This is a genomic window from Staphylococcus sp. EG-SA-10 (genome assembly GCF_017151945.1).
GTDB classification, from domain to species: Bacteria; Bacillota; Bacilli; order Staphylococcales; family Staphylococcaceae; genus Staphylococcus; species Staphylococcus aureus.
Genome location: NZ_JACVZJ010000006.1, coordinates 1 through 14342, shown reverse-complemented (window position 1 = coordinate 14342; position 14342 = coordinate 1). Strand labels below are relative to the sequence as shown.

At 33.5% G+C, this 14342-nt stretch carries 15 protein-coding genes; all 15 read left to right on the top strand.

Going from position 1 to position 14342, the window contains the following annotated elements; translation table 11 throughout:
* Positions 1-30 precede the first annotated feature (30 nt).
* The 15 genes from alaS to IDG45_RS06435 all read left to right on the top strand — a co-directional run bounded on the left by alaS (position 31) and on the right by IDG45_RS06435 (position 13873).
* Positions 31-2661, top strand: a complete 2631-nt coding sequence (gene alaS, locus IDG45_RS06505) for an alanine--tRNA ligase (protein WP_000734084.1) — start codon at positions 31-33, stop codon at positions 2659-2661.
* A 62-nt stretch (positions 2662-2723) separates the two neighbouring features.
* Positions 2724-2984 carry an IreB family regulatory phosphoprotein gene (locus IDG45_RS06500; protein WP_000426912.1) on the top strand — a complete coding sequence of 87 codons (261 nt, stop codon included), beginning with the start codon at positions 2724-2726 and terminating at the stop codon, positions 2982-2984.
* 3 nt (positions 2985-2987) lie between these two features.
* A complete protein-coding gene (gene ruvX / locus IDG45_RS06495) occupies positions 2988-3416 on the top strand; it encodes a Holliday junction resolvase RuvX (RefSeq protein WP_000939059.1) in 429 nt (142 codons plus the stop codon).
* A gap of 14 nt (positions 3417-3430) precedes the next feature.
* Positions 3431-3739, top strand: a complete 309-nt coding sequence (locus tag IDG45_RS06490; RefSeq protein WP_000134779.1) for a DUF1292 domain-containing protein — start codon at positions 3431-3433, stop codon at positions 3737-3739.
* 284 nt (positions 3740-4023) lie between these two features.
* Positions 4024-4662: an O-methyltransferase gene (locus IDG45_RS06485; protein WP_000342266.1), complete on the top strand. Its 639-nt coding sequence runs from the start codon at positions 4024-4026 to the stop codon at positions 4660-4662.
* Between the two features lie 2 nt (positions 4663-4664).
* Positions 4665-5588: a peptidase U32 family protein gene (locus IDG45_RS06480; RefSeq protein ID WP_000137775.1), complete on the top strand. Its 924-nt coding sequence runs from the start codon at positions 4665-4667 to the stop codon at positions 5586-5588.
* Between the two features lie 11 nt (positions 5589-5599).
* The gene (locus IDG45_RS06475; protein WP_000848304.1) at positions 5600-6868 is read left to right on the top strand and encodes a peptidase U32 family protein; all 1269 of its coding nucleotides are present in this window, start codon (positions 5600-5602) and stop codon (positions 6866-6868) included.
* Entirely contained in the window at positions 6868-7491 is a 624-nt protein-coding gene (gene udk, locus IDG45_RS06470) for a uridine kinase (protein ID WP_000648617.1), read from the top strand. The genes IDG45_RS06475 and udk overlap by 1 nt, the downstream gene beginning before the upstream one ends.
* 27 nt (positions 7492-7518) lie before the next feature.
* On the top strand, positions 7519-7995 hold the full coding sequence (gene greA, locus IDG45_RS06465; protein ID WP_000431312.1) for a transcription elongation factor GreA: 477 nt from the start codon (positions 7519-7521) through the stop codon (positions 7993-7995).
* Between the two features lie 324 nt (positions 7996-8319).
* Entirely contained in the window at positions 8320-9054 is a 735-nt protein-coding gene (gene pxpB / locus IDG45_RS06460; RefSeq protein WP_000383167.1) for a 5-oxoprolinase subunit PxpB, read from the top strand.
* Positions 9044-10054 (top strand): 5-oxoprolinase subunit C family protein, encoded by a 1011-nt coding sequence (locus tag IDG45_RS06455; RefSeq protein ID WP_111063767.1) that lies wholly within the window; start codon positions 9044-9046, stop codon positions 10052-10054. Before pxpB ends, IDG45_RS06455 begins: the two co-directional genes overlap by 11 nt.
* Position 10055: 1 nt before the next feature.
* Positions 10056-10505: an acetyl-CoA carboxylase biotin carboxyl carrier protein gene (locus IDG45_RS06450; protein ID WP_001019339.1), complete on the top strand. Its 450-nt coding sequence runs from the start codon at positions 10056-10058 to the stop codon at positions 10503-10505.
* 13 nt (positions 10506-10518) lie between these two features.
* A complete protein-coding gene (locus IDG45_RS06445) occupies positions 10519-11880 on the top strand; it encodes an acetyl-CoA carboxylase biotin carboxylase subunit (RefSeq protein WP_000942721.1) in 1362 nt (453 codons plus the stop codon).
* The gene (pxpA, locus tag IDG45_RS06440; protein WP_001261804.1) at positions 11880-12632 is read left to right on the top strand and encodes a 5-oxoprolinase subunit PxpA; all 753 of its coding nucleotides are present in this window, start codon (positions 11880-11882) and stop codon (positions 12630-12632) included. Before IDG45_RS06445 ends, pxpA begins: the two co-directional genes overlap by 1 nt.
* Before the next feature lie 11 nt (positions 12633-12643).
* Positions 12644-13873, top strand: a complete 1230-nt coding sequence (locus IDG45_RS06435) for an NRAMP family divalent metal transporter (protein WP_000533238.1) — start codon at positions 12644-12646, stop codon at positions 13871-13873.
* Positions 13874-14342: the final 469 nt, after the last annotated feature.

The window sequence follows — 14342 nt, the reverse complement described above, 5'->3', positions numbered from 1 at the left end:
TTTAAAAACAGTAAATAGGATGTGTAAATGATGAAAAAGTTAAAAGCGAGTGAAATTAGACAAAAATATCTAGATTTCTTTGTTGAAAAAGGACATATGGTTGAACCTTCTGCACCATTAGTCCCAATTGATGATGATACATTATTATGGATTAATTCAGGTGTAGCAACATTAAAGAAATATTTTGATGGACGTGAAACACCTAAAAAGCCAAGAATTGTAAACTCTCAAAAAGCTATTCGTACAAATGATATTGAAAATGTTGGTTTCACAGCGCGTCACCATACATTCTTTGAAATGTTAGGTAACTTCTCAATTGGTGATTACTTTAAACAAGAAGCGATTGAATTTGCTTGGGAATTTTTAACGAGTGATAAATGGATGGGTATGGAGCCAGATAAATTGTACGTTACGATTCATCCGGAAGATATGGAAGCATACAACATTTGGCATAAAGATATTGGGCTTGAAGAAAGTCGTATTATTCGCATTGAAGGTAACTTCTGGGATATTGGTGAAGGGCCTTCAGGACCGAACACTGAGATTTTCTATGATCGCGGAGAAGCATATGGACAAGACGATCCGGCAGAAGAAATGTATCCAGGTGGAGAAAATGAACGCTATCTTGAAGTATGGAACTTAGTATTTAGTGAATTCAATCATAATAAAGATCATAGTTACACACCATTACCTAATAAAAATATTGATACCGGCATGGGGCTTGAGCGTATGGCCTCAGTTTCTCAAAATGTACGTACTAACTATGAAACAGATTTATTTATGCCTATAATGAATGAAATCGAAAAAGTATCAGGTAAACAATATTTAGTAAACAACGAACAAGATGTGGCATTTAAAGTAATTGCTGACCACATTCGTACGATTGCATTTGCAATTTCTGATGGTGCATTACCTGCCAATGAAGGTAGAGGATATGTATTACGTCGATTGCTACGTCGTGCCGTTCGTTTTAGTCAAACGTTAGGAATCAATGAGCCATTTATGTACAAACTTGTTGATATTGTTGCAGACATTATGGAACCATATTATCCAAATGTTAAGGAAAAAGCAGATTTCATTAAGCGTGTTATAAAGTCTGAAGAAGAACGATTCCATGAAACATTAGAAGATGGTTTAGCGATTTTAAATGAATTAATTAAAAAAGCTAAAGAAACAACAAATGAAATTAATGGGAAAGATGCATTTAAATTGTATGATACGTACGGGTTCCCAATTGAATTAACTGAAGAAATAGCAGTGCAAGCAGGATTGAAAGTTGATATGACAACATTCGAGTCAGAAATGCAACAACAACGTGATCGTGCACGTCAAGCACGTCAAAATTCTCAATCAATGCAAGTTCAAAGTGAAGTATTGAAAAATATTACATCTGCAAGTACTTTTGTTGGTTATGATACTGCGACAGCTCAAACAACACTAACACACTTGATATATAATGGTGAAGAAGTTTCACAAGTTGAAGCGGGTGAAACAGTATACTTCATGTTAACGGAAACACCATTTTATGCAGTCAGTGGTGGACAAGTTGCGGATACAGGTATTGTTTATAATGACAATTTTGAAATTGCTGTTAGTGAAGTAACCAAAGCACCAAATGGTCAAAACTTGCATAAAGGAGTAGTACAATTTGGCCAAGTAAATGTTGGCGCTACAGTGTCTGCTGAAGTGAACCAAAATGATCGACGTGACATTCAAAAGAACCATAGTGCAACACATTTATTACATGCAGCGTTGAAATCAGTACTGGGTGATCATGTTAACCAAGCTGGTTCACTAGTAGAAGCAGATCGTTTACGTTTTGATTTCTCTCATTTTGGTCCAATGACTAATGATGAAATTGATCAAGTTGAACGCTTAGTAAATGAAGAAATTTGGAAAGGTATTGACGTTAACATTCAAGAAATGGATATTGCTTCAGCTAAAGAAATGGGCGCAATGGCATTATTCGGTGAAAAATATGGTGATGTTGTGCGTGTAGTAAATATGGCACCATTTTCAATTGAATTATGTGGTGGTATTCATGTCCGCAATACTTCTGAAATTGGCTTATTCAAAATAGTAAGTGAGTCAGGTACAGGAGCTGGTGTGCGTCGTATTGAAGCATTAACAGGTAAAGCAGCTTTCTTATATTTAGAAGATATTCAAGAGAAATTTAATACGATGAAATCACAGCTGAAAGTGAAATCTGATGATCAAGTAGTCGATAAGTTAACACAATTGCAAGATGAAGAAAAAGCATTATTAAAACAATTAGAGCAACGTGACAAAGAAATCACATCACTTAAAATGGGTAATATTGAAGATCAAGTTGAAGAAATCAATGGCTATAAAGTATTGGTTACTGAAGTGGATGTACCAAATGCGAAAGCAATTCGCTCGACAATGGACGATTTTAAATCTAAACTACAAGATACAATTATCATTCTTGCAAGTAATGTTGATGATAAAGTATCGATGGTTGCAACTGTCCCTAAATCTTTAACAAATAACGTTAAAGCCGGTGATCTTATCAAACAAATGGCACCAATTGTTGGTGGTAAAGGTGGCGGTCGTCCAGATATGGCTCAAGGTGGCGGTACACAACCTGAAAATATCTCAAAATCATTAAGCTTTATTAAAGATTACATTAAAAATCTATAATTTAAAGCCATAATATTGTATGATGATAGTGAGTTATATTTGTAATTAAAGGAGTGTCGCAAATGGAAAACTTTGATAAAACAATGAAATTCGACTATGAAGAACTTCCAACACAAGATGTAAGAGATGTTTTAAATAATGTTTATCGAACATTAGATGAACGAGGATATAATGCCGTAAATCAAATTGTAGGTTATTTATTATCAGGTGACCCTGCGTATATTCCACGCCAAAATGAAGCAAGAAATCAAATTCGTCATATTGATAGAGATGTTATTATGGAAGAGCTTGTTTCTTACTATTTAAAAGAGCAAAATAAATAATTTATGTTACAACATAAAATTTTAGGACTCGATGTCGGTAGTAGAACGGTAGGAATTGCAATTAGTGATATAATGGGTTGGACGGCACAAGGATTAGACACACTCCGAATCAATGAAGAAAATAATGAATTAGGTATTGACCAATTAGTAGACATTATTAAAAAACATAATGTGGGTACAGTCGTAATAGGACTACCTAAAAACATGAATAATTCAATAGGATTTCGAGGCGAAGCTTCGTTAACATATAAAGAAAAATTATTAGAAGCTTATCCTTCTATTGAGATTGTGATGTGGGATGAAAGATTAAGCACAATGGCTGCTGAACGATCATTATTAGAAGCAGATGTTTCAAGACAAAAAAGAAAACAAGTGATTGATAAAATGGCAGCGGTATTTATTTTACAAGGCTATTTAGATTCACTACATTAAAAGGAGATTTTACTATGACTGAACATAATCATGATTCACAACTAGAAATTAATAACGAAGAAGAATTATTAACTTTATTCGATGAAGAAGGAAATGAAGTTTTATACCGAAAAGTTTTAGAATTTTATCATCCTGAATTCAAAAAAGAGTATGTTATCTTAGCTGAAGAAGGTGCTCAATCAGATGAAGACGATATGATTGAGCTTGTACCAATGATCAATGAACCAGATGAGTCAGGTGACGGTGGTAAGTTAGTACCAATCGAAACTGATGAAGAATGGGACATGATTGAAGAAGTTGTAAATACTGAAATGGAAGAATAATTAAAAAGATTTTACTCTTGCTAACCTTAAGATGGGGAGGCAAGAGTATTTTTTTAAGTCAAGCAATGTATAAATAATTAACGCTTATAATTTTATTGAAAATATGGTAAAATATCTAAAGTTAAATTTTATATGAATGATTCGCTTCTATAAATAAAATAGCTTTGCGTCTAACACGAAATCAGTCATTTAATTGGTTGGCAAAATTATAATCAATTGTGAAGGCTGATTTATTTTATTGTCATAATCATATTGACTTATTTTACATAAAGGAAGTTTAAAACATGGATGACCTAAATAAAAAATATTTAATAGATTTACATCAACATCAAAATAGTTCAATCGAAGTTTTGCGTGAATTTGCCGAAGTAAATGAAGTGCCAATCGTAGATCGTTTAACATTAGATTTAATTAAGCAATTAATTCGTATGAATAATGTTAAAAATATTTTAGAAATTGGCACAGCAATCGGCTATAGTTCTATGCAATTCGCTTCTATATCTGATGACATTCATGTCACAACGATAGAGCGTAATGAAACGATGATTCAATATGCTAAACAAAATTTAGCTACTTATCATTTTGAAAACCAGGTTCGAATTATTGAAGGTAATGCTTTAGAGCAATTTGAAAATGTAAATGACAAAGTTTATGATATGATATTTATTGATGCAGCAAAAGCGCAATCAAAGAAATTTTTTGAAATATATACACCACTTTTAAAGCACCAAGGTCTCGTAATTACAGATAATGTTTTATATCACGGTTTTGTATCGGATATTGGGATTGTTAGATCGAGAAATGTAAGACAAATGGTTAAAAAGGTTCAAGATTATAATGAGTGGTTAATAAAGCAACCAGGATATACAACGAATTTTTTAAATATAGACGATGGATTAGCGATTTCAATTAAAGGAGAATGACTATGACAGAATTACTTGTCACACCCAAGTCATTAAGCCATATGGAAACACTTATTGATTTAGGTGCAGATGCTTTTGTAATTGGCGAGCAAAAGTTTGGTTTAAGACTTCCAGGGGAATTCAATAGACAACAAATGACAGAGGCTGTCGCATTAGCTCACAAAAACGATAAAAAAGTATATGCGGCGGTGAATGGATTATTTCATAATTATCATTTAGATGCTGTAGAAGATTATATTAATTTTTTACATGAAATACGAGTTGACAGAATTATTTTCGGAGATCCAGCAGTAGTAATGTATGTGAAGGCGCAAGAGAATCCAATACCACTTCATTGGAATGCAGAGACTTTAGTAACTAATCATTTTCAATGTAATTACTGGGGTAAAAGAGGCGCATCAAGAGCTGTCTTAGCACGTGAGCTGAATTTGGATGAAATTATTAATATAAAAGAAAATTCAAATGTGGAAATTGAGGTGCAAGTTCAAGGAATGACTTGTATGTTCCAATCAAAGCGTATGCTACTAGGCAATTATTATACGTTCCAAGATCGTCAAATGAAAATTGAACGTCGCAATGATGAACAATCTTTATTACTTTATGATGAAGAAAGACAAAATAATTACCCAGTTTACGAAGATTACAATGGTACGCACATTATGTCACCAAACGACATTTGTTTAATTGAAGAATTAGCACCATTTTTTGAGGCGGGAATAGATTCATTTAAAATCGATGGTATTCTACAAACGGAAGAATATATTAATGTGGTAACGGAACAGTATCGTCAAGCGATAGATTTGTACAATGAAGATCCTGAAATCTATGAAGATGAGAAATTTATGTTGATGGACCCAATTGAAGAAATTCAACCTGATCATCGACCATTTGACGAAGGTTTCTTATATAAACAAACAGTATATTAAGGAGGTTAATCATGAAGACAATAGAAGAGATTAAATCAACTCCTAAAACAGTTATGAAGAAACCAGAATTATTAGCACCTGCTGGAAACTTAGAAAAGTTAAAAATAGCAGTACATTATGGCGCTGATGCCGTATTTTTAGGTGGTCAAGAATATGGATTACGTTCAAATGCTGATAATTTCACGATGGAAGAAATAGCTGAAGGTGTTGAATTTGCGAACCGTTACGGTGCCAAAATTTATGTTACGACAAATATTATTGCACATGATGAGAATATTGAAGGTCTAGAATCATATTTGCGTAATTTGGAAAAGACAGGTGCGACAGGTATCATTGTTGCAGATCCTTTAATTATCGAAACATGTAAAGAAGTTGCGCCAAAACTTGAAATTCATTTATCTACTCAACAATCACTTTCTAATTACAAAGCTGTAGAATATTGGAAAGAAGAAGGATTGGATCGTGTTGTATTAGCACGTGAGACCGGCGCGATGGAAATGCGTGAAATGAAGGAAAAAGTAGATATTGAAATCGAAGCATTTATTCATGGTGCTATGTGTATCGCCTATTCAGGTAGATGTACATTAAGTAATCATATGACTGCAAGGGATTCCAACAGAGGCGGTTGCTGTCAAAGTTGTCGTTGGGATTATGAATTATTAGAAGTTGATGATAATGGTGAACTTGATGTATTTTATAATCAAGGTGAAGTTACACCGTTTGCGATGAGTCCTAAAGATTTAAAATTAATCGAATCTATTCCTCAAATGATGGATATTGGTGTGGACTCATTAAAAATTGAAGGACGTATGAAGTCAATTCATTATATTGCAACAGTTGTCTCAGTATATCGTAAAGTCATTGATGCGTATGCAGCAGATCCTGATAACTTTAAGATTAATCCGGAATGGTTAATTGAGTTAGATAAATGTGCAAATAGAGACACTGCACCAGCATTCTTTGAGGGTACACCTGGTTATGAAGAACAGATGTTTGGTCAACAACAATCTAAAAAATCACCATTTGATTTTTGCGGTTTGGTATTAGATTATAATGAAGATACAAAAATTGCGACTATTCAACAACGAAATAACTTTAAACCAGGTCAAGAAATAGAATTCTTTGGTCCAGAAATTGAAACATTTACACAAGTAGTAGAAGCAATTTATGATGAAGAAGGTAACAGCTTAGACGCGGCGCGCCATCCATTACAAATCGTTCAAATTAAAGTGGATCGCCCGATATATCCAAACAACATGATGAGAAAGGAAATTGGCTAATGAAAGCTACTACAATCATTGGCATAGCTGGTGGATCTGGCTCAGGAAAAACAACTGTAACTAACGAAATTATGAAAAACTTAGAAGGTCATAGTGTCGCTTTACTTGCTCAAGATTACTATTATAAAGATCAAAAGCACTTGACTTTCGACGAGCGCCTAGAAACCAATTATGACCATCCATTTGCATTCGATAATGATTTATTAATTGAAAATCTTAAAGACTTGAAAAATGGTAAAGCAGTAGAAGTACCGACATATGATTATGCTAGTCATACAAGAAGTGACATTACCATTGATTTTAAACCTAAAGATGTTATTATCGTAGAAGGTATTTTCGCTTTAGAAAATAAGGTATTACGTGATATGATGGATGTTAAAATATATGTTGATACAGATGCAGACTTGAGAATATTACGCCGTTTAACACGAGATACTAAAGAGCGTGGGCGTTCAATGGACTCTGTTATCAATCAATATTTAAGTGTTGTTAGACCTATGCATGACCAATTTATTGAACCGACTAAGAAATATGCTGATATAATTATTCCTGAAGGTGGGAGCAATAAAGTTGCAATAGATATTATGACAACAAAAATTCAGTCTTTAGTTAGCAAGCAATAGTATAATTCAGTAAAGGAAGATGACAATATGGAAAATCAAAAGCAATATCCAATGACTCAAGAAGGTTTTGAAAAATTAGAGCGTGAACTTGAAGAATTAAAAACAGTTAAGCGTCCTGAAGTTGTAGAGAAAATTAAAGTTGCACGTTCATTTGGTGACTTATCAGAGAACTCTGAGTATGATGCAGCAAAAGATGAACAAGGATTCATCGAACAAGATATTCAAAGAATTGAGCATATGTTAAGAAATGCATTAATCATTGAAGATACTGGAGATAACAACGTTGTTAAAATTGGTAAAACAGTAACGTTTGTAGAATTACCAGGTGATGAAGAGGAAAGTTATCAAATCGTTGGTTCAGCTGAATCAGATGCATTTAATGGTAAGATTTCAAATGAATCACCAATGGCTAAAGCGTTAATTGGTAAAGGTTTAGATGATGAAGTTCGTGTTCCACTACCTAATGGTGGCGAAATGAACGTAAAAATTGTTAATATCCAATAAATGGTCAAATAGATTGTTTAATTGCGCGATTGAAGTGTGTTAATGATACTTCGGTCGTGCTTTTTTATATTCAAAATCAAAAAATCGGACAGATGAAAAGTGAAATTTTCCATCAGACCGATTGATAGCAGAACCTAAATTAGTGTAAGAGTTTCAATATTAACTACTCCATTTAAAAAAAGCAAAATATTTCCGAGAAAACAAATTGATTATCATTTGTTATTGTATACGATTTGAATTACTTATTAAACAACTTGTGCTTCTCAATGATACAATGAAAAGGTATTCAATACTGGTTTATTGCAATACAAAGGGGGATTTAGAGTGGATGTAAGATTTATTAACGAGCAGACAATTATGATTTATTTTGAAAATAAAATATCCGAAGAGACATATCGAAATGTCACAGCAATGGTACGGTGGATACGAGAAAAAGAAATATTAGAAATTCAAGATATTGTCCCTTCGTATCGAGCAGTTCTAATATATTTTGATGAACAAGCTATAACACCTTCTAAATTAATTGAAAATTTAGAACTTAACAAATTTAATGAAAAAAATGTTCATGCTGTGAATCAAACCAATCGTATTATTAAAATACCTGTTCAATATGGTGGTACATATGGACCTGATATTGAAGAAGTAGCAAAGCATAATCGAATAACTGTTGAGCAAGTTATTGAAAAACATACAAGTAAACCTTATTTAATATATATGCTAGGATTTATGCCTGGATTTCCATACTTAGGCGGACTTGATGAACAATTACATACACCTAGACGTAATCAGCCAAGGTTAAAAATTCATGCAGGTTCTGTAGGTATTGCGAATAATCAAACAGGACTATATCCATCAGATTCTCCTGGCGGATGGCAAATTATTGGACGCACACCGTTAAAAGTATTTAGCAGCGAGCGTGAACCAATGTCAATGTACGAAGCAGGAGAATGGATACAATTTTATGCAATAGATGAACAGGAATTTATACAAATCGAAAGAGATATATCAGATGGCAACTTTAATGTTGATGACTGGGTGGTGATCGAAAATGTCAATTAAGATTTTACAACCAGGTCTCTTTTCAACGGTACAAGATCTAGGAAGAAAAGGTTATGAACATATTGGATTTTCAGGCGCAGGTGCCATGGATCAATTTAGTTTTAAGGTTGCGCAGTCATTAATTAACAATGATGGTCCAGCGATTGAATATACTTTGATTGGTCCTACCATTCAATTTAATACGCAAAATACATTTGTTATAACCGGTGGTAGTGTTAATGCCTCGCTAAATAATAAAACTATATCAATGAATTCTGTCATATTAGCTGAGAAAGGTGACATTTTAAAAATAGGTGCTATAACCAAAGGTGCACGCGGTTATCTTACTTTTGATCATACTATCAACGTACCTCCAATTGCTGAAAGTTATGCAACACATACCCGAAGCAGTATAGGAGGATTCAAAGGTAGAAAGTTATTAGCTAATGATGTAATAACAGTGAAAATAAATAATAACTTTAAAGAAAACATTGGAAAGACTATTCATTTACAGGACGATTTATTGCCAGAAAATAATATTATACACATTCTTCAAGGACCTCAATTCGAGGCGTTTTCTGAAGAGGCTAGAGCGAAAATTGTAAATCATCCATATTTAATTACTGAACAATCAGACCGTATGGGGTATCGTTTGGAAGGTGACAGCGTTGCACCAATTAATCAAGCAGATATCATTTCTGAACCGGTTGCTCTTGGCAGTGTTCAAGTGCCAAATGATGGTCAACCTATTATTCTGCTTAATGATAAACAAACGATAGGTGGTTATACCAAAATTGCAACTGTATGCAAATTTGATCTGCCAAAGTTAGCACAGATGAAACCACAAGATACAATTCAATTTAAATGGATATCATTCCAAGAAGCTGTAGATAAGAATCGGGAACAAATGTCTCTGTTTAATGAATTTCTTAAGAGTCATCAAAAGACTCCAATTTTTGATACATCTAGCTTGCGACATACTTCGAAAAAATTAGCAACAATTTTAAAAGAGGATTTGTAAAATGAATATTGAAAAAATCGAACAAATAATCAAATTAGTGAAGGAAAATGATGTTAAGAAATTTAAATATAAAAACTTTGAAGATGAAATAGAAATTGACTTCACTGACTCGAATCATTTGGCTGCACACAGTAATCAATCAAATCAAAGTATGAACAATAATGATTTGACAGCTTCAAAAGCGAATGATAACTCCGATGTTTCGACAAATGATTATCATGACATTAAATCACCAATGGTAGGTACATTCTTTTTACAAGACAGTAAAGAATTAACTGAACCAATTGTGAAAGTCGGTGACAAAGTTAACAAGGGAGATATTATAGGATATGTTGAAGCGATGAAAGTATTAAACGAGGTAACAACAGATGTTGCTGGAGAAATTACTGAAATAGTAGCTGATCATGGCACAAATGTTGAATACGACCAAGTTTTGGTACGTATTAAGTAAAGGGGGTAAGTAAATGCTTCGTTGTTTAATTGCAAACAGAGGTGAAATTGCTGTAAGGATTATAAGAGCTTGCAGAGAATATGGGATTGAAACTGTAGCAGTTTTTGCAAAAGGGGACGAGCAAAGCTTGCATGTACATTTAGCAGATCAAGCTATATGTATTGGGGAAGCTAATGCTTTAGATAGTTATTTAAATATTGACCGCATCATATCTGCTGCACAAATCACTGGTGCTAATGCAATTCACCCAGGTTATGGCTTTTTATCAGAATCAACAAAATTTGCTCAAACCGTTGAGGAACAAGGCATAGCGTTTATAGGGCCTACTAAAAAAACGATGGAAATGATGGGGGATAAAATAACAGCAAGACAAACAGTTCATCATGCAGGTGTTCCTGTGATTCCAGGATCAAATGGTGCTGTGAACCATGTGTCTGAAATTGAGAAGCTTGCCAAAGACATCGGTTATCCAGTTGTTATCAAAGCTGCCAGTGGCGGTGGTGGTAAAGGTATACGTATTGTAAAGAAAGCTGAAGATTTAGAAAAGGCATTTAAAGAAGCTAAAAGTGAAGGGAAAAAATACTTCGATGATGATCGTGTTTATGTTGAGGCTTTTATACCTGTTGCAAAACATGTTGAAGTTCAAGTTATGGGGGATGGGCAGGATAATTATGTACATTTAGGGGAACGTGATTGTTCTGTACAACGTAAAAATCAAAAATTAATCGAAGAATCTCCTTGTGCATCATTAACTGAAGAAAGACGACAACAAATATGTAACGATGCTGTTAAAGTTGCACGTGCAGCAAATTATAGAAGTGCAGGTACGATTGAATTTTTAGTAACTGATACCGCACATTACTTTATTGAAATGAATGCTCGAATTCAAGTTGAACATACTGTTACAGAGATGCGAGCAGAACGTGATTTGGTTGCAGCACAATTGTATTTATTGGAACATAATCATTTACCTTTTTCACAAAGCGATATTCAATTTAATGGTCATGTGATAGAAGCGAGAATAAATGCCGAAAATCCTGAAAAGAAATTTCAACCAACACCAGGTAAAGTGACAGCGTTACATTTACCACAAGGATTTAATGTGCGAGTCGATTCTTTACTATATCACGGTTATCAAGTTTCACCATATTATGATTCTTTAGTAGCTAAAGTAATTGTAAAATCTCATGATAGAGCTTCAGCAATTGATAAAATGAAAGCCACCTTAGATGAAATGGTGATAGATGGATTTTCTACAACTGCCGATTTTTTATATGCAGTTTTAAATTATCCACTGTATCGTGATGGAGATGCAAAAGATGTTGATATTAAATTTTTAGAAAAACATCAAATTGTTAAAGGGGTGGAATTATAATGCGAGTTGATTTGAATTGTGATTTAGGAGAAGCATTTGGAAATTATTCCTTTGGTGGTGATCATCAAATTATTCCGTTAATTACAAGTGCGAATGTTGCTTGTGGTTTTCACGCTGGTGATGAAAATGTAATGAATGAAACGGTAAAACTTGCCAAAGCACATAATGTTGCAGTAGGTGCACATCCTGGTTTACCTGATTTGAAGGGTTTTGGCAGACGAAATATAGATATCTCTAACGAGGAGATTTATAATTTGATGATTTATCAATTAGGTGCATTACGAGGGTTTTGTCGCATTCATCAAGTTAAAATTAATCATGTTAAACCGCATGGTGCATTGTATCAGATGGGTGCAAAAGACAGAGAAATAGCAAGTGTTATAGCACAAGCTGTTTATGACTTTGATCCATCATTAGTGCTAGTAGGATTAGCAAATTCATATCTAATTTCAGAAGCAAAGAATGTCGGATTAATTACAGCTTCTGAAGTGTTTGCTGATAGACGATACGAAGATGATGGGCAGCTCGTTAGTAGAAAAGAAAGTGATGCTGTGATTACTGAAACTGACGAAGCACTTAAGCAGGTTTTGAAGATGGTGAAGGAAAATAAAGTTATTTCAAAAAACAATAAGGAAGTAACGTTACAAGCAGATACAATTTGTGTGCATGGTGATGGAGAACATGCAATATTATTTGTTTCGAAAATTAGAGAAATTTTAATGAAAGAAGGCATTGATATTCAATCCTTATAGGGGGCTAAAAAATGGGGAGAAATTTAAAGCTTAAAAAAGAAAGTGACTTTGAATTCACAAAAAATCATAAAAGGTTATTATTAGGTTCTGTATTTTTGATGGCAACTTCTGCAATTGGGCCAGCATTTTTAACGCAAACAGCAGTATTTACATCACAATTTTTTGCAAGTTTCGCATTTGCCATATTACTGTCTATCATCATTGACATTGGTGCACAAATTAATATATGGCGCATATTAGTTGTAACTGGTTTAAGAGGTCAAGAAATATCAAATAAAGTTGTTCCTGGGCTTGGTACTGTTATCTCAATATTGATTGCATTTGGTGGTCTAGCTTTTAATATTGGTAATATTGCTGGTGCCGGTTTAGGTTTAAATGCAATTTTTGGATTAGATGTAAAATGGGGCGCAGCTATTACTGCAATCTTTGCAATATTAATCTTTGTAAGTAAAAGTGGCCAAAAAATTATGGACGTTGTTTCAATGATTCTTGGTATTGTGATGATATTAGTTGTGGCATATGTGATGTTTGTTTCTAATCCACCTTATGGTGATGCTTTTGTGCATACATTTGCACCAGAACATCCAATGAAATTAGTCTTGCCAATCATTACGTTAGTTGGTGGAACTGTAGGTGGTTATATTACCTTTGCAGGTGCACATCGTATATTAGACTCTGGCATTAAAGGTAAGCAATATTTACCATTTGTAAATCAATCAGCAATTGCAGGTATTTTAACTACAGGTATTATGAGAACGTTACTATTCCTAGCGGTATTAGGAGTTGTTGTAACAGGTGTGACACTAAGTTCTGAAAATCCACCAGCGTCAGTTTTTGAACATGCAATCGGACCAATTGGAAAGAATATTTTTGGTATTGTGTTATTTGCTGCAGCTATGTCATCAGTAATTGGCTCAGCATACACAAGCGCAACATTTTTAAAAACACTTCATAAATCACTTAACGAAAGAAGTAATTTAATTGTGATTGTGTTTATCGTTATTTCAACAATGATTTTCTTATTTATTGGAAAACCAATCAGCCTTTTAATTATAGCAGGCGCGATAAATGGATGGATTTTACCTATTACGTTAGGTGCAATTTTGATTGCAAGTAAAAAGAAATCAATCGTCGGTGATTATAAACACCCAAATTGGATGTTCATCTTTGGTATCGTTGCAGTACTTGTTACAATATTGACAGGTATATTCTCATTCAAAGAAGTACTTCAGTTATTTTAAAAGACATTTTGACTAATAGCATCACTGTAAATGTTGTTAGTATTAGGCAAGATGTATTTTGATTTCCGGTAATTCATTTATAAAGCATAAATAGATATATTTGTTGAGAGTGGTGCATGACAAGTGTACTGCTCTTTTTGTTGTGATGAAAAATCTTTTTCTATTGATTGAGAAAATAGTTATTTATATAGTTTTTAAAGAAAAAAAGTGATAATATTTAGCTAATCTAATAAAAATGGATTTATTGAGCTAAAAATACATTTTAAATGAGTAGAGGAGGCTGCAAATGGGTTACAGAACTTTAAAAAGTATTTTTCATGAACACAATGAAAGTAAAATGAAAGTCAAGTCCAGACTCCTGTGTAAAATGCTATACAATGTTTTTACCATTTCTACTTATCAAAATTGATGTATTTTCTTGAAGAATAAATCCATTCATCATGTAGGTCCATAAGAACGGCTCCAATTA

What these genes read in the sequence shown, in the direction of transcription:
- alaS (WP_000734084.1), top strand. Translation starts at nt 31, where the DNA reads ATGAAAAAGTTAAAAGCGAGTGAAATTAGACAAAAATATCTAGATTTC.
- IDG45_RS06500 (WP_000426912.1), top strand. Translation starts at nt 2,724, where the DNA reads ATGGAAAACTTTGATAAAACAATGAAATTCGACTATGAAGAACTTCCA.
- ruvX (WP_000939059.1), top strand. Translation starts at nt 2,988, where the DNA reads ATGTTACAACATAAAATTTTAGGACTCGATGTCGGTAGTAGAACGGTA.
- IDG45_RS06490 (WP_000134779.1), top strand. Translation starts at nt 3,431, where the DNA reads ATGACTGAACATAATCATGATTCACAACTAGAAATTAATAACGAAGAA.
- IDG45_RS06485 (WP_000342266.1), top strand. Translation starts at nt 4,024, where the DNA reads ATGGATGACCTAAATAAAAAATATTTAATAGATTTACATCAACATCAA.
- IDG45_RS06480 (WP_000137775.1), top strand. Translation starts at nt 4,665, where the DNA reads ATGACAGAATTACTTGTCACACCCAAGTCATTAAGCCATATGGAAACA.
- IDG45_RS06475 (WP_000848304.1), top strand. Translation starts at nt 5,600, where the DNA reads ATGAAGACAATAGAAGAGATTAAATCAACTCCTAAAACAGTTATGAAG.
- udk (WP_000648617.1), top strand. Translation starts at nt 6,868, where the DNA reads ATGAAAGCTACTACAATCATTGGCATAGCTGGTGGATCTGGCTCAGGA.
- greA (WP_000431312.1), top strand. Translation starts at nt 7,519, where the DNA reads ATGGAAAATCAAAAGCAATATCCAATGACTCAAGAAGGTTTTGAAAAA.
- IDG45_RS06455 (WP_111063767.1), top strand. Translation starts at nt 9,044, where the DNA reads ATGTCAATTAAGATTTTACAACCAGGTCTCTTTTCAACGGTACAAGAT.
- IDG45_RS06450 (WP_001019339.1), top strand. Translation starts at nt 10,056, where the DNA reads ATGAATATTGAAAAAATCGAACAAATAATCAAATTAGTGAAGGAAAAT.
- IDG45_RS06445 (WP_000942721.1), top strand. Translation starts at nt 10,519, where the DNA reads ATGCTTCGTTGTTTAATTGCAAACAGAGGTGAAATTGCTGTAAGGATT.
- pxpA (WP_001261804.1), top strand. Translation starts at nt 11,880, where the DNA reads ATGCGAGTTGATTTGAATTGTGATTTAGGAGAAGCATTTGGAAATTAT.
- IDG45_RS06435 (WP_000533238.1), top strand. Translation starts at nt 12,644, where the DNA reads ATGGGGAGAAATTTAAAGCTTAAAAAAGAAAGTGACTTTGAATTCACA.